The sequence below is a fragment of the Tundrisphaera macrotermitis genome (assembly GCF_051175315.1).
Taxonomy (GTDB): domain Bacteria; phylum Planctomycetota; class Planctomycetia; order Isosphaerales; family Isosphaeraceae; genus Tundrisphaera.
This window is the reverse complement of the sequence record NZ_CP195100.1, coordinates 2305095-2319944: the sequence shown is the minus strand read 5'-3', so window position 1 is coordinate 2319944 and position 14850 is coordinate 2305095. Positions and strand designations below refer to the sequence as shown.

Annotated in this window: 11 protein-coding genes and 1 pseudogene; 3 read left to right on the top strand and 9 right to left on the bottom strand. The window is 72.7% G+C overall.

Annotation, left to right across the window (positions count from 1 at the left end; all coding sequences use genetic code 11):
- Positions 1-1056: 1056 nt before the first annotated feature.
- From TA3x_RS09420 to hpf, 6 genes and pseudogenes are all read right to left on the bottom strand, one after another.
- Positions 1057-1297 (bottom strand): annotated as a pseudogene (locus TA3x_RS09420) (Rne/Rng family ribonuclease); the annotation flags it as partial.
- Between the two features lie 160 nt (positions 1298-1457).
- The gene (locus TA3x_RS09415; protein WP_435020540.1) at positions 1458-2093 is read right to left on the bottom strand and encodes a TIGR03936 family radical SAM-associated protein; all 636 of its coding nucleotides are present in this window, start codon (positions 2091-2093) and stop codon (positions 1458-1460) included.
- A gap of 210 nt (positions 2094-2303) precedes the next feature.
- Positions 2304-4112, bottom strand: coding sequence for a phosphoenolpyruvate--protein phosphotransferase (gene ptsP, locus TA3x_RS09410; RefSeq protein ID WP_435020538.1), 1809 nt, complete (start codon positions 4110-4112; stop codon positions 2304-2306).
- A 71-nt stretch (positions 4113-4183) separates the two neighbouring features.
- Entirely contained in the window at positions 4184-4498 is a 315-nt protein-coding gene (locus tag TA3x_RS09405) for an HPr family phosphocarrier protein (protein WP_435020536.1), read from the bottom strand.
- Positions 4499-4600: 102 nt separating this feature from the next.
- On the bottom strand, positions 4601-5071 hold the full coding sequence (locus TA3x_RS09400) for a PTS sugar transporter subunit IIA (protein WP_435020534.1): 471 nt from the start codon (positions 5069-5071) through the stop codon (positions 4601-4603).
- Between the two features lie 108 nt (positions 5072-5179).
- The gene (gene hpf, locus TA3x_RS09395; protein WP_435020532.1) at positions 5180-5506 is read right to left on the bottom strand and encodes a ribosome hibernation-promoting factor, HPF/YfiA family; all 327 of its coding nucleotides are present in this window, start codon (positions 5504-5506) and stop codon (positions 5180-5182) included.
- 232 nt (positions 5507-5738) lie between these two features.
- Here hpf and TA3x_RS09390 point away from each other — a divergent pair, with 232 nt between their 5' ends.
- Entirely contained in the window at positions 5739-7400 is a 1662-nt protein-coding gene (locus TA3x_RS09390; protein WP_435020530.1) for an L-lactate permease, read from the top strand.
- Here the strand turns inward: TA3x_RS09390 and TA3x_RS09385 are convergent, their stop codons facing one another.
- The gene (locus TA3x_RS09385) at positions 7401-9530 is read right to left on the bottom strand and encodes a heavy metal translocating P-type ATPase (RefSeq protein ID WP_435020528.1); all 2130 of its coding nucleotides are present in this window, start codon (positions 9528-9530) and stop codon (positions 7401-7403) included. It abuts the gene before it with no gap.
- Positions 9531-9725: 195 nt separating this feature from the next.
- Between TA3x_RS09385 and TA3x_RS09380 the strand changes: the two genes are divergently transcribed.
- Positions 9726-10325, top strand: a complete 600-nt coding sequence (locus tag TA3x_RS09380; RefSeq protein WP_435020526.1) for a PSP1 C-terminal domain-containing protein — start codon at positions 9726-9728, stop codon at positions 10323-10325.
- Between the two features lie 148 nt (positions 10326-10473).
- On the top strand, positions 10474-10899 hold the full coding sequence (locus TA3x_RS09375) for a hypothetical protein (RefSeq protein ID WP_435020524.1): 426 nt from the start codon (positions 10474-10476) through the stop codon (positions 10897-10899).
- A 187-nt stretch (positions 10900-11086) separates the two neighbouring features.
- Here the strand turns inward: TA3x_RS09375 and TA3x_RS09370 are convergent, their stop codons facing one another.
- Together TA3x_RS09370 and TA3x_RS09365 are read right to left on the bottom strand one after the other, a co-directional pair.
- Entirely contained in the window at positions 11087-14080 is a 2994-nt protein-coding gene (locus TA3x_RS09370) for a protein kinase domain-containing protein (protein WP_435020522.1), read from the bottom strand.
- A gap of 113 nt (positions 14081-14193) precedes the next feature.
- Complete coding sequence (locus tag TA3x_RS09365; RefSeq protein ID WP_435020520.1) at positions 14194-14787, bottom strand: RNA polymerase sigma factor; 594 nt, start codon at positions 14785-14787, stop codon at positions 14194-14196.
- Positions 14788-14850 lie beyond the last annotated feature (63 nt).

Here is a 14850-nt window from a genome sequence, read left to right as displayed (position 1 = left end):
GGTCCGGGGCGTAGGAACGGGTCTTCTCGGGGACGGCCGTGCGGGCCCACTCGGGCTCGGTGGGCTGGGGCCGGGGCGCCTCCAGGTCGGCCGCGAACGGGCGGGGACGCTCGGCCGGGGGCGCCGGCGGGGCCGGGCGGGGACGCTCGGCGGCCGGCGGCTGAGGACGATCGCCGCCGCGCGAGCGGATGGCATCGCGGCCGCCGCGACGCCGGGGCGTGTCGGCCGAGTCTTCGGGGGCCGGCTCGGCAGGGAATTCGAACTCGGCGGCTTCGGGCTCGGCGATCGGCTCGAAGGGAGCCGGGGGCTCGACCTCGGCGGCGGGCCGGCTCCGGCCCCGGCCACGGCCCCGTCGCGGCTCGCGGGCCGACGGGGGTTCGGGCTCGGTCTCGACGTCGCGCGGGTCCAGGGCGGCCCGGGGCTTCACCTCGTCCTCGGCCGGCCGGGGGGGCGCGGGGCGGGACCGCTGGGTCCGGCTGGGGGGCAGGTCGGGGTCGAACGGCTCGGGCTCGGAGGGCCGGACGAATCCGGCGGCCGGGTTCCGGGGACGCTCCGCGACCGGCTCATCCCGCTCGATGGGCGGGGGGGGCGGGGTCGGCGCCGGCGTGGGCCTGCGGGAATAAGGGGAGCGTTCGACGACCGGCTCATCCCGCTCGGGCGGGGGCGTCCGGAGGTAAGGGGATTCGACGGCCCGGGTGGCCGGGGGCGGCACCTCGGAGCGGAGCCGGCGGGGCGTCTCGTCGGGGGCGAACCGGTCGGCATCGGCGGGGCGCTTCGGGGCCGGCGCGTCCTCCCCTTCCAGCCCTTCGCCGAAGCGGCGGGGCTCGGAGCGGTCTCGGCGGCCGCGCTCGGAGCGGTCGGGCCGGTCGCGGCGGGGGGGATCGATGATCCCCTCGCCGAAGCCGCCGGAGGCCGGGGGCTCGCGATCCTCGGCGGCGCGGGGGGCCCGGTCGCGGCGGGATTCGGAGCCGCGGGCCTCGGGGGCCCGGTCGCGTCGGGGTTCACGCTCGCGGTCGCGGTCCCGGGGGCTCAGCTCGGCCTGGTCGGAGAGGTTGCGGCGGTAGTACTGGGGCTCGACGTCGGAGACGTGGAGGAAGCCGTTGCGGCCGACCGAGAAGTCGACGAACGCGGCCTGGATGGCCGGCTCCAGGTTGACGACCCGGCCCTTGTAGAGGTTGCCGGTGTAGCTCTCGTGGCTGGTCCGCTCGACGTAGAGTTCTTCCAGCACGCCATCCTCGAGGATGGCGATGCGGCACTCCTCGGGCTGGAGCACGTTGATCAGCATTTCTTTCTTCATGCGGTCGATCTTTCTGGCGCGATCGCGGTGGCGATGGTCGGTGTCGGGGGTAGGAGACCCGGCGACGCGAGGCGCGAGGGCCGGCGACCCGCCGTGGAGGCGGGGGGGGTCCGTCGCGGGGGCCCGGTCGGGTCGATTCTGGATTCGGGGATGCGGATCATCACGGGGCCAGCTCCACCTCGGTGCGAGCCAGGATGGCCCCTCGTCCCATCAGGTCGCGCAGGCCGAGGGTGTCGACCACCTCTTCGGGCCGGGCGGTGCCCGCCGGGGTCATCTTGAGGCGGAAACGGAGCATGCCGTCGCCGTCGAGTTCGGCATCGACCACGAAGGGTCGGATGTCGATCTCGACGGTGCGGTCGGGCCGATGCCGGGTGTAGGGCCTCCGGTCGTCGGCCAGGAGGGCGGCCAGGGCGTCGCGCGCGGCGTCGCGCCGGTCCTCGGGGATGGGCAGGGCGTAGCGGACCGCCCCGGCCTGCGCCGGGCGTCCGGCGCCGGGGTCCTCGGCATCGAGCCAGTCGAGGCCGGACGGCGAGACGGAGACGAGGCGTCGGAGCACTTCGGCCGGCTCCATCGGCTCGGCCAGCTCCATCTCGACCACTTCGCGGTGGCCCTCGATCCCCAGCCCCAGGGCCAGGGTGAAGGCGACCTTGGGCCGGGGGTTGAACCCCTGGCTCCAGGCCAAGGGCAGCTCGGCGCGGCGGGCCATCCGCTCCAGGCAGCGCATCAGGTCATGATGGCTGACCAGTCGAAGGTCACCGCGCTTGGCGAACCGGAGGCGCACCTTGGGAGAAGACATCGTTGCGAGGCGTCCGGGCGAGGTCGTTGGCCGGTGCGATTCGCGGGGCCCTTCGGTCGCGGCCCGGGGGGCCGGCGGTGTCTCGGGCGGTGGCGGCGTCGCGTCCGGCGGTTCGAGCGTTCGGGTCGATCATGGATTCGGGGCGGCGTCGGCAACGAGCCGGGGCCGCGAGCGTTTGATTGTCGCCGACCGGGGCCGCCGGGTCGAGGGTCAAGCGGCGGAATCGGCCCGTCGATCGGTCGAGGGGGGATGCTCGGGGGGGGGCAGGGCCTCCAGCAGGGCGGAGCGGAGCCGGGCCACCACGCCGGCGGCCGACGATTCGGCCAGCGATTCGGCCGCCAGGGCCGCGGCCCGGTCGTCGTGGATGGAGCGGATCACGCGCTTGATCTCGGGCAATTGGTGCGGCGGCATGCTCAGGCGGCGGACCCCCAGGCCCAGCAGCACCATCGCGTAGAGGGGCTCGCCCCCCATCGCCCCGCAGACGGTCACCTCCAGCCCGCGCGGGCGGGCCGCCTCCACCACCATCGCGATCAGGCGGAGCACGGCCGGGTCGGCGGCGCTGTACAGCTCGGCGACCGTCTCGTTGGTGCGGTCCACGGCCAGGGCATACTGGATCAGGTCGTTGGTCCCGATCGAGAAGAAATCGACCTCCCTGGCCAGGTGGTCGGCCATCACCGCCGCCGAGGGGACCTCGACCATCACGCCGACGGGCAGGTCGGCCCGGACGGCGACCCCCTCGGCGGCGAGTTCCCGGGCGACCTCATCGAGCAGGGAGCGGGCCTGGCGGAACTCCGGCAGGGTGGAGACCAGCGGGAACATGACCCGGACGTCCCCCAGCGTCGAGGCCCGGAGGATCGCCCGGAGCTGGGTGCGGAACAGCCCCGGGTCGCGGAGCGACAGCCGGAGGCTCCGGAGCCCCAAGGCCGGGTTGGGCTCGGGCGGTCCGCCCCGGCGGTACGCCGTGAGCTTGTCGGAGCCGAGGTCCAGGGTGCGGAACGTCACCGGGCGGCCCCGGACCGAGCGGACCACCGCCTCATAGGCGGCGTATTGCTCGTCCTCGGACGGGGGCCGATCGGCGTTCAGGAACAGGAACTCGGTGCGATACAGGCCGATGCCCGAGGCGCCCCGGTCCAGGCAGGCGTCGACCTCGGCGGGGAACTCGATGTTGCCCCACAGCTCGACCCGCCGCCCGTCCAGGGTCTCGGCGGGGAGGTGGGCCAGGTCGGCCAGCCCCTCGAACCGGGCCACCCGCTCGGCGGCGGCCAGCCGATAGCGGGCGAGCGTGGCGGGGTCGGGGTCGAGGACCACGAGCCCTTCATCGCCGTCGATGATCGCCACCTGGGCGTTGCGGGCCAGCTCCAGGGTGCGGCCCAGCCCGACCACGGCGGGGATTTCCAGGGCGGCGGCGACGATCGCGGTGTGGCTGGCCAGGCCGCCCCCCTCGGTGGCGAATCCCAGGACCAGGGCGGGGTCCAGGCCGGCCGTCTCGCTGGGGGACAGGTCGTAGGCCATCACCACGATCGGCCCGCCCGGGTCGGACAGGGTGGCGTCGGGGCCCAGGCCGGCCCCGGCCCCGGGGAACTGGGCCAGGATCCGCCGCTGGATGTCGCGGACGTCGGCGGCGCGGGCGGCCAGGTGGGAGTCGGCCAGCTTCTCCAGCCGGACGGCGTGGCCTTCCAAGACCTCGCTGACGGCGTGCTCGGCGCTGACCAGGTCGCGCTCGATCCGGGCCCGGGCGTCGCGGCGGAGGGTGGGGTCGTCGACCATCCGGGCGTGGGCCGCGAGGATGTCGGCGTACTGCGGGCCGATCCGCTCGCGGGCCTCGGCCTCGGCGATCTCGGCCTCGGCGCGGGCCAGGCTCAGCGCCTTATCGAGCCGCTCCAGCTCGGCGGGCAGATCCTCGGGAGCCACGGCGCGGACCGGGGGCCGGAGGCCGCGGGGGTCGAGGACCCGCAGCGGGCCGATGGCGATGCCAGGGCTGACGGCGATCCCGCGCAGCGTTTGCATCATGCTGGACATCGAGCCCCCCTCCCGTCGCGAGGCATGCGGATGCATGAACGGTCGAAGGCGCCGGGCATGGGCCGGGCCGATCATTGGGCAGGGTCGGCGTCCTGGCCCTCCTCGTCTTCGAAGAACCGGGCCAGGACCAGATCGGCCAGCGCGGCGACGGCGGCCTCGGCGTCGGGCCCACGGGCCTCCAGGACGAGCTGGGTGCCCTGCTCGGCGGCCAGCGTCGTCAAGTCGAGGATGCTCTTGCCGTTGATCTGCCGGCCCAGGTGGTGGACCTGGATCTGGCTCTGGAACTGGTTGGCCATCCGGACGAATTTATCGGCCGGGCGGAGGTGCAGCCCCAGCACGTTGGTGATTTCGACCTGGCGGCGGGCGACCTGCGAATCTTGGCTCATCGGCGACTCGGTCGACCAGGGGGCGGGAGACGGAGTTCCATCGGTTCCGGGCCGGTTTCCGGGGCCCGGCGTCGGACGACGACGGCGGGCCCGACGCGGCGATCAGGCGGACGCCTGGTCGGCCTCTTCGAGCAGCTCGATGACCGATTCGCGCGTCTTGGCCTGGCGGAGGAAGCTGACGAACTTCTCGTCCTTCAGATGGCGGGAGATGTTTTCGAGGGCCCGGAGGTGGTCGCCGGGCTGGTTGGGCGGCGAGATCAGCAGGAAGAAGATGTCGACCGGGTCGCCATCCAGGGCGGCGAAGTCCACCCCGTGACGGGACAGGGCGACGGTCCCCACCAGGCGCGACACGGTCGGGTGCCGGGTGTGCGGCACCGCCACGCCCTGACCGATCCCGGTCGAGCCCAGCTCCTCGCGGCCCAGGATCGCGCGGATGACCCCTTCGAGATCGGCCTCGGCGACCTGGCCGGCGGCGTGGAGGCTGCGGACGATCTCGCGGATCGCCGCTTCTTTGCCGGTGGCCTGGAGGTCGACGAGGATCGCCTCGGGGACCACGAAATCCGAAAGCTTCATCCGACCCTCCGTCCTCTCCATCATCTCTGGCGCCGCCGGGATGCCGGCGTGTGTCGACGGCCCTGACGGCGGACGCGACGCCGAGGCATCACCGCCGCCGGATCGCGGTCAGATCACGTGCTCACCACCCTGGGGTGTCTCGCCCTTGTGGTGCTGGACCTTGCCCTTGTAGCGGCGGAGCTGCTCTTCGACCTTGTGGGTGCACAGGTCCATGGCCCCTTCGGCCGTGGTGGCCTCTTCGCTGGCGAAGAAGTCGTGCTTGTGCTCGGCCGACACCCGGATTTCCACCTGCCACAGGTGTTTGACGTGGTCGATGGCCACCTCGATCGACATCAGCCGTTCGAAGTACTTGACCAGCTTTTCGGCCTTGTCATGGACGTACCGGTGCTGGGCCGGCGTCAGGCTCCCGTGGCGGGTCGAGATCTCGATTTGCACCCATCCGCTCCTTGACTGATCGACCGATGGCCCTACGGGTTGGGCCCGTCGTGGTCACAAGGTAACCCCGTTTCCCGCTTGGGTCAAGGGGCCAGCACCCTCCGGGCCCGGCCGGCGGGGCCAGCACCGAGGGGCCGCGCCGCATGGGCCTGTCGCACCGCAGGGCGATGGCGTAGTCTCCGTGCGGGCGCGGTCGTGCGCGACCCTCCTTCGCCACCTGGAGCGGACTTCGATGTGGACCCAGAATTACGACCCATTGGGCCACTGGCCGTCCTCGACGCTGGTGGCGGCGTTGCCGGTGCTGGTGCTCCTCGGGCTGCTGATCTCGGGCCGGGCCCCGGCCTGGCTGGCGGCCCTGGCGGGCCTGATCGCGGCGGTAGCCGCGGCGGTCGGCGCCTTCGGGATGCCGCTGGGGATGGCCCTGGCCAGCGCCGGCCAGGGGGTGATCTTCGCGGCGTTCCGGATCGCCTGGCTGATCGTGGCGGCGGTCTTCCTCTACGATGTGGCGGTGGCCACCGGCCAGTTCGAGGTGATGAAGGCGTCGGTGGCCCGGCTGTCCGGGGACCGTCGGATCCAGTCGGTGCTGGTGGCCTTCTCATTCGGGGCGTTCATCGAGGGGGCGGCGGGGTTCGGCGCCCCGGTGGCGATCACCTCGGCGTTCCTGGTCGGCCTGGGCTTCCAGCCGGGCCGGGCGGCGGTCCTGTGCCTGCTGGCCAACACGGCGCCGGTGGCCTGGGGGTCGATCGGCATCCCGATCCGGACCCTGGCCGAGGTCACGGGTTTGCCCGTGGAGGCCCTGAGCGCCACATCGGGGCGGATCCTGCCGCCGTTGTCGCTGATCCTCCCGTTCTGGCTGGTCCGCACCATGGTCCCCTGGCGGGCAACGTTGGCGGTGTGGCCGGCCTTGCTGACCGTGGGCGGGGCGTTCGCCGGGACGCAGTTCTTCTGGTCGAATTACGTCGGCTTCGAGCTGGTCGACCTGGCCTCGTCGATCTCCAGCCTGCTGGCGGGGCTGGTCCTGCTCCGGTTCTGGAAGCCCCGCGAGGAATACCGCTTCCCCCACGATGGCGAGGCGATCGCGCGGGTCGAGGCCGAGACCTCGCTCACCCCGCTCCGCGTGGCGCGGGCCTGGATGCCGTTCGCGCTGCTCACGGCGATGGTCCTGATTTGGGGCATACCGGCGGTCAAGGGTCGGATCGACGCCCACACCTCGTGGAAATGGCAGATCCCCGGCCTCCACCTGCAGATCGCCAAGGGCGAGGCCGTGACCGGCCATGCCGTGCCGACCGACAAGGACCGCGAGAAGGCGGTGGCCGACATCGTGCCGGTCTCCGCGACGGGGACGGCGGTGTTCCTGGCCGGGGTGATCGGCGGCCTCCTGCTGGGGGTGAGTCCCGGCCGATTGGCCGCGATCCTCGCCGGGACGGTCCGCCGGCTGATCCCCTCGCTCGCGGCGATCGCGGCGATGCTGGCCCTGGGGTTCGTCACCAAGGCGTCGGGCATGGATGTGGTGTTGGGCCTGGCATTCACCCGGACCGGGCCGACCCTCTACCCGATCTTCGGCACCCTCCTGGGCTGGCTGGGCGTGGCCCTGACCGGGTCGGACACGTCGAGCAACGTCCTGTTCGGCAACCTCCAGAAGATCACGGCCGAGAAGCTGGGGCTGTCGCCGATCCTGATGGCCTCGGCCAACACGACCGGAGGCGTGATGGGCAAGATGATCGACGCCCAGTCGATCGTGGTGGCGGCCGCCGCGACCGGCGACCGGGGCCGGGAGGGGGCGATCCTCCGATCGGTCCTCGGCCACAGCATCGCGCTGGCCCTGCTGGTCGGGGGGATCGTCTGGATCTATGCCCGCTGGCTCCCGGGCCTGGTCGCCCTGCCCTCCCCCTGATCAGATGCGTCGGAGGAGCCGAAGGGCGTTGGCCGTGACCAGCAGGCTGACGCCGACATCGGCCAGGATCGCCATCCACAGGGTCGCCAGGCCGAACACGGCGAGGACAAGCACCAGCGCCTTGGAACCCAGGGCCAGGGCGATGTTCTGCCGGATCCGGGACAGGGTGGCGCGGCCCAGCCGGACCAGCCAGGGCAAGGCGGACAGGTCGTCGCCCATCAGGACCACGTCGGCCGTCTCCAGGGCCGCGGCGCTGGAGATGCCCCCCAGGGCCACGCTGACCCGGGCGGCGGCCAGGGCCGGGGCGTCGTTCACGCCGTCGCCGACCATGCCGGTCGGCCCCTTGCTGCGATTCAGCTCGGCGACGATCGTGGCCTTGTCGGCGGGCAGGAGCCCCGACCGCTGCTCGGCGATGCCCAGTTCCCGGGCCATCGCCGAGGCGGTCGGGCCGTTGTCGCCGGTGAGCATCACGGTCTCGATGCCCAGGCCGTTCAACTCGGCCAGGACGGCGGCGGCCTCGGGCCGGGGGCGATCGGCCAGGCGGATCCAGCCCATCGGGCCGGACGCGGCGGTGAGCGCCACGGAGGTCCCGACATCCCCCTCGGCGGTGCCGAACCGGGCATGGAAGTCGGGCGGGCAGAGGCCCACCTCGTCGATGAACCGATGGCTGCCGATGTGATACTCGACCGAATCGACGCGGCCGGTCGCCCCCATCCCCGGCACGGCCGCGTAGCCGTCGGCGATCGGCACGTCCAGCCGCAACGTGCGGGCGTGTTTGGAGATGGCGCGTCCCAGGACGTGCCCCCCCTGGTCGCCCAGGGCGGCGGCGATCCGCAGGAGTTCGTCGTCCCCGCCGCCTCCGGCCGCGACCACCTCCACCACGTCGGGCTCGCCCCGGGTGAGGGTGCCCGTCTTGTCGAAGGCGATCACGCGGAGCCGGCCGAGTTCTTCCAGGAACTGCCCCCCCTTGAGCAGGACCCCGCGCCGGGCCGACGCCGCCAGGGCCGAGGCCAGGGCCACCGGCGTGGCGATCACCAGGGCGCACGGGCAGGCGATCACCAGGATCACCAGCCCCCGGCCGAACCAGAGGGCCCAGTCGGCCGGGTGGCCCGAGGCGAGGTGGAACAGCGGAGGCGCCAGCATGACCGCCAGCGACGCCGCGGCCACGATCGGGGTGTAGACGTTGGCGAACCGCTCGACGGTCCGCTCCACCGGGGCGCGGCCGGCCTGGGCCTGGCGGACCCGCTCGGCGACCCGCGAGATCAGGGCGTCTTCGAGAGGTCCGCTCGCCTCGACCTCCAGGGAGCCATCGCCGTTGACCGTCCCGGCATAGACCGCATCGCCCGGGCCGCGTGGCACAGGCACCGACTCCCCGGTGATCGCCTTCTGGTCCAGGCTGGACCGGCCCAGCGTCACGACGCCGTCGACCGGAACCCTCTCCCCGGCGCGGACCCGGACCCGGTCGCCGGCCTGGACCTCGGAGGCGGGCACCTTCCGGCCGACGCCGCCCTCCCCGACGACCTCGGCCTCGTCCGGGGCCACTTCCAGGAGCGCCCGGACGGCCCGCCGGGCGCGGTCGACGCTCAGCGATTCGAGCGCCTCGGACAGCCCGAACAGGAAGGCGACGGTCGCCGCCTCGTCCCACTGCCCCAGGGCGATCGCCCCGAGGATGGCCCCCCCCATCAGGACGTGGATGTCGAGCCGGAGCCCGCGCAGGCTGCGGGCCGCGCGGGGGATCAGGTCCACGCCGCCCGCCGCGATCGCTAGGGCATAGGCCGCGGTCGCCGCCCGATCGGGCCCGCCCGCGTAGCCGATGACCACCCCGACCAGCAACGCCACGCCGGACGCCGCCGTGGTGGCCCAACGGCTGTTCTTCTCCCACCAGCCGGGCGCCGAAACCTCGGGGTCGCCCGCCAGCTCGGCCTTCATCCCGGCCCGGGACGCGATCCGCCGGACCAGGGCCGCGGGATCGGTCGCCTCCGGGTCGTAATCGACGGATAAGATCCCGTGGATCAGGTCGAATCCGAGCGTGGAGACCCCCGGGGCACGCTCCAGGGCGGCGCTGAGTGCGGCCACCTCCACCGGGCAATCCAGCCCGCGGACCTTCAGCGTGCACTTTGCTCGGGCCATGTCGCGCATCCCTCGGGGCCGCCGATCGGGTCGTCCACGCGGAGGAATTATAGGGCCGGGCCGCGAATCTGCGAGCGCCAAAGCACCCCGTTTCGGCGGGCAGCCCGCCTTGCACCGGCGTCGCGGCGGCCGTTATGCTGAAATCGCGGGCGATCGGCCCGCACCTTCCCCGAGATCCGAGATCGGAGCGAGACGATGGGTCGAACCTACCTGGTCCGCTATGGCGTCGCCCGCACCATCGGGCGTCTCGCGGCCACGGAGGCCCACCCTCGCGGCCAGGCGGTCGTCATCCGCACCCATCGCGGTACGGAACTGGGCGAGGTCCTGCTGGACGCCCCCGACGACGAGGCCCCCCCCTCCTCCGCCCGGATCCTGCGGGCCGCCGACGCCGCCGACCTCGAACTGGCGGCCAGCGCGGCCCTGGACGCCCCGCGCCGGTATGAGGCCTGCCGGGCCATCTTCGAGGAAGGGGCCTGGCCCATCGACCTGATCGATGTGGAATCGCTGATGGATGGCCGCACCGTCCTCCTCTATTTCGGCCCCCACCAGCTCGATGCGGCGGGCATGGTGGCCGCGCTGAAAATCCGGCTCGGCCTCGACGTCGTCTTCGAACCGGCCGGGATCGATGCCACGGAGCCGGAGCCGGCCGCCGAGGAAGTTGAGGCGGAACCCGCCGGCTGCGGATCCGCCGGTTGCGGGAGCCAAGGGTGCGGATCCGGGGGAGGGTCGTGCGGCGGCTGCCCCGCCAAGGATCTCGTCGCGTCTCGACGCCGCCGCTCCCCGATCACCGCTTGATCCGCGATGAAACCCGATGTTCCCGAGAACCCGGCCGCCTCGGCCCGGGATGCTCCCCCATGCGCCGCGCGAATCGGGCAAGGGCCGCCCACGCGGGGTCGTGCCTGGAAAAAACTTTTGATAATCCCGCAAGCGGGACGAATTTTGTATGCGCAAGATTGGCGATTTGCACGATGTTGTATGGCGAGTGGTCCAGGACGGTCCGGTCTCTCCCCAAGAGATGAAAGACAAAACTAAAATGCGTCGGTTTCGCAACCCTCGTTTCGCCCCCGAAGCCCTTGAGCGCAAACTGAATCCTTCCAGCATGGGCATGCCCGTCATGGCAGAAGTTTCGATCGAATCCTTCCAGCAGGAGAGCGAATCCGCCGAGGCCACTTCCGTCAACTACGAGATCTCGCTCGATGCCGCGGCCTCCGCCGAGGAACTCCCGCCGATCCGGAATCCGGGCCACCCGGTCCCGGGGGATCCCGAGCCCCTGACGCCGGGCGGGGACGGTGCGGCCCCCCCGCCGGGCAGCGGCGACCCGCCGATCTCCACCCCTTCGTTCCCGGGTGGGCCGGGGGAACCCGCCTGATGAACGCCGATCGTCGGGCCGAGCTCGCCCGTCGATCGTGACCGAGGCCGGCACCGGGAGGCCCAAGTCGCCCGGACCACTCGCGATGCGGGCCGGCCGGTGCCGTGACAACGTCGAACCCTCCGGGCCATTCGTGGCCCGGAGGGTTCGCCTCATTTCCCTCGCACGCGGGGCGTTTTCGCCCCGATCACTCGACGAGAGGAACCTGGAGCCGCCCGCGGATCGCGTTGAACCGGACGTCGGTGGCGAACCAACCATCCCGGAACGACGCATGCTCTTCGAAGGCCCGGCCCAGGTGATCGGCGATGGCGGGGAGCCGATCCGACGCGTCCGGGGCCGAGGCATGGATCCGGGCGATCAGGTAGTGGGATTCCCCGAGCAACGAGCCGGCCCCGGATCTCAGGCCCAAACGGTCGAGGTGGGCGAGGCCCGTCCGGGCCACTTCCAAGGCCGGGCCGAACCGGCCCCCCTTCAGATGGTCGGTGGCGACATAGTGGAAGGAGCGGATCGCCTCCAGGTCCTCGCGAAGGACCTCTTCGAAGCGGGGGTCGGCGATGAGGCGGGCGAACTCGCCGATCGCTCCCGGATGCTTGAGTTGGTGCCGGGCCAGGGCGCGGATGTATCGGCCCCGGAGATGCCTGGGATCCTTCTCCAGGATCCGATCGCAGGCGGCGATCGCATCGTCGGCCCGCCCGTCCGCGAGCAGGCTCGCGGCCATCATCGCGCGGACGTCGCCGTCGCCGGGCGCCGCCTCCAGGGCCCGCGACAGGAGGGCTTTCTCGCCCCGGTGGGTCGGCGGATGGTACGACGACCCGAGCTGGGAATGGGACCGGAATCGTGCCATCAGGGTCCGCGACTCGCCCCGGGATCGCGTCAGCAGCCCGTGGCGGTGGAAGTCGCCCTCGACCTCCTCCCACCGCCCCGACGACCGAAGGATCATGGCCCGGGTGGCCAGGGCCTCGTGGAACTCGGGGTCGATCTCCAGGGCACGATCGCATTCGGCCAGGGGATCGCCTTCCGCCGTCGCCGGGTCGACTTGCCATGCGAAGGTCCGCCGGAGTCGGGGTTCGGTGACCTTGAGCAGCATGCAGGCGAGCTGGGTGTGCAGGGCGGGATTGTCGGGCCGTCGGGCCAGGCAGCGCTTGATATGTCGGGTGGCGTCCGGATAGTCGTTGATCCGGCTGGCCACCACGGCGGCGCGGTAGTCGGCCCAGAAAGTGTCGGGGCGGGCCCGCAGGGCGTCGCGATAGTGCCCGAGCGCGACCCGGGCGTGGTCGCGCTCGGCGGCGACCCCGCTCAGGTAGGATTCCATCCACGCGGGCGCCGGGCCTTCGATCCGGCCCGGGGCGGCGGGGCGAGGAGGCCCAACCTTGGCGGCCAGGACTTCCCGGGTCGCGCGGAGCGGCCCCAGGGGGAAGCGGGCGATCGTCCGGTCGAGCAGGGCGGCGGCCGTCTCCCAATCCTTACGCGCATCGGGCCGATCCCGGACGACCGCATCGGCGTAGCGCCAGACATGCTCGACGATCCAGGCTTCATGATCGCCGCGATCGGGCTCGGGCAGATACCGGACGTCGTCCCGCTGGGTCCAATCTCCCGGGCCCAGGACGTCATAGCGGCCGAGCTGGATCCGGGCGTTCTCGGCCGCATCCCCATGCTCGTCGGACGCCCAGTCGCCGAGGTCGTGGAACAGGAAGGCGTTGGCGTCCGCCCGATCCAGGAACGACCGCTTGTCGATGGCCTGATCGGCCTTCGACCCCCGGATGGCCATCCAGGCGAACCCGCCGGCCCCCAGGGCGGTGGCCAGGGTGGCGACCCCGGCGATCAGGGGGAGGCGATGGCGCCGGGCCCAGGTCGCCAGCCCCGCGACGCGGGGTTCCTCGGCGAAGGCGAGCGGACGGTCGGCGCACCAGAGGTCGAGGTCCTCGGCGAGTTCGCGGCCCAGGGCATAACGATCGGCCGGGTCGGGGGCCAGGCATCGGGCCAGGATGGCGCCCAGGGCCGGGGGGATCGTCCGCCCCTTCCGGCCTCGGGGCGGGCGCCTCGCGACGGTTCGGGCCGCGGCGAGGGCCGAGGCCATCGCCTTCTGGCCCTGGTGGCGGTCGCGGGGAAGTTCCGGGGGACGCCCGGTCAGCGCCTCCAGCAGGACGAGCCCGAGGCCATACAGGTCGGCCCGATGGCGGTCGGCGGAGCGCATCGGCCCGGCATCGCCGGCCCCGGCCAGCGCCTTGAGGCGTTCGGGGGCCATGTAGGCCAGGGTCCCGCCCGCGTCCGACCCCGGCCCGGCGTCGTCGTCGCGCCGGTCGACCGCCAGGTTGAAGTCGAACAGCATCGGCACGGCATCGGCCGTCAGGAGGATGTTGGACGGCTTCATGTCGCCGTGCGAGACGCCGCGGCGGTGGGCGTGCTCCAGGGCCTCGGCCAGCCGGGCGACGATCCAGGCCACCGCCTGGGCATACGACGAGCGAGCCAGGAAGTCCCGGATCGGCCGCCCTCCCCCCCGCTCGAAGTGGCCCGGGCCCGAGATCCGGTCGAGGTCGGCCAGCAGGTCGGCGCCGGTCCGGGGGCGTCGGCCATCCTTGAGACGGGCGGCCAGGAGGTCCCCCAGCGTCGCCCCGCCCAGGTAGGGCATGCAGACCAGGTGGAGATCGCCGTCTTCGGTCGAGCCGTGGCGGATCACCGGGACGATGTGGGTGTGGCTGGCCCGGGCCAGCAGCCGGGGCTCCGCGGTGGCCCGGGTCGAGACCTTGAGCACCACCAGGCGGTCATCTAGGTCGATCTGCTCGGCCAGGAAGACGCGGGCGAACGCCCCCTCCCCCAGCTCGCGGACCAGGCGATAAGGGCCGATGTCATCGCCCACCCGGGGCAGCGCCGACGGCCCGGCCAGGCCCGCCAGGTCCTCGGGCGAGAACGCCGAATGGAGCTGGAACAGGCGGCTCAGCGCCTCGGCATGTTCCGGGAACCGGCGGAGGAACTCGTCGGGGTCGGGGTCCAGCTCCGACGCCTCGGCCAGGCAATATTCGTGGTAGATCAGCTCGGCCGAATCCTCGGCCGAGATCCAATCCAGGTAGACCTCGGCGCGGGGGCGGTCGCCGCGCTCCCAGCTCTCGGTGAAGGCTTCGAGGACGGTCCCCAGGTCGGCGAGCGGGCCCGGCGGCGGGCCGGCCGCGTCGATGCGTGTCATCGCGTTCCAGGAGCGGCGCGGCCGGGGACGGCGTGGGTCCGGGGACGGGGCCGTCCGCGACGGCCCGCCCGCCGCTCGCTGGGCGTTCGATCGCCGGGGGCGGACCCGGTCGTTCATTGCCATCGCCGTTCCTCCATCCGCTTGCGAAGGTCGTCGATGATCCGCCGGATCGACCGCTCGTCGCGGCCGAGCTGGCGGGCGATCTCCTCGAAGGTCAGCCCCTGGCGACGCAGCTCGACGACCTGCTTCTCGTGGGCGGAACGCCCCTCGGTGAGCTGCCCGAGCCGTTCGCCGGCCTGCACCGTCTCGCTGGGCGTGGGGTCGGCGGCCCGGACCTCCCTGGGGATCTCGCGCTCGCCGCGGCGGACGTACAGCCGCTCCTCGCGGCCGAGGTCGTACTTCAGGGTGCTCAGGCGCCGATGCTCCTCGAAGACTTTGTTCCGGGCCACCACGGCCAGGAACCCCCGGAACTTGCCGGCGTCGGAGAATTCCCCGACCTCGTCCCCCTTCTTGACCAGCACACTCGTCCAGATCGCCTGGACGAAGTCCATGCTGTCGAAGTGGTTGCGCATCGCCTTCGGCAGCCGGACGCGGACCATCGTCCGGACGTCGGCCTCGAAGCGGCGGAGCAGGTCGGCGATCGCGGCCTCGTCGTGCGCCCGGACGCGCGCGATCAGTTCGGCGAATTCGACACCATCGTCATCCATCGCCCGGCCCCCTCGGAAGCTCGGCGGCGGGCTCGTGTCCGAGGAGATCCCGGATGCGGCACG

Excerpts from the sequence above, each read along its gene's own strand:
- TA3x_RS09415 (WP_435020540.1), bottom strand. The coding sequence starts at position 2,093 with ATGTCTTCTCCCAAGGTGCGCCTCCGGTTCGCCAAGCGCGGTGACCTT.
- ptsP (WP_435020538.1), bottom strand. The coding sequence starts at position 4,112 with ATGTCCAGCATGATGCAAACGCTGCGCGGGATCGCCGTCAGCCCTGGC.
- TA3x_RS09405 (WP_435020536.1), bottom strand. The coding sequence starts at position 4,498 with ATGAGCCAAGATTCGCAGGTCGCCCGCCGCCAGGTCGAAATCACCAAC.
- TA3x_RS09400 (WP_435020534.1), bottom strand. The coding sequence starts at position 5,071 with ATGAAGCTTTCGGATTTCGTGGTCCCCGAGGCGATCCTCGTCGACCTC.
- TA3x_RS09390 (WP_435020530.1), top strand. The coding sequence starts at position 5,739 with ATGTGGACCCAGAATTACGACCCATTGGGCCACTGGCCGTCCTCGACG.
- TA3x_RS09385 (WP_435020528.1), bottom strand. The coding sequence starts at position 9,530 with ATGGCCCGAGCAAAGTGCACGCTGAAGGTCCGCGGGCTGGATTGCCCG.
- TA3x_RS09380 (WP_435020526.1), top strand. The coding sequence starts at position 9,726 with ATGGGTCGAACCTACCTGGTCCGCTATGGCGTCGCCCGCACCATCGGG.
- TA3x_RS09375 (WP_435020524.1), top strand. The coding sequence starts at position 10,474 with ATGCGCAAGATTGGCGATTTGCACGATGTTGTATGGCGAGTGGTCCAG.
- TA3x_RS09370 (WP_435020522.1), bottom strand. The coding sequence starts at position 14,080 with ATGACACGCATCGACGCGGCCGGCCCGCCGCCGGGCCCGCTCGCCGAC.
- TA3x_RS09365 (WP_435020520.1), bottom strand. The coding sequence starts at position 14,787 with ATGGATGACGATGGTGTCGAATTCGCCGAACTGATCGCGCGCGTCCGG.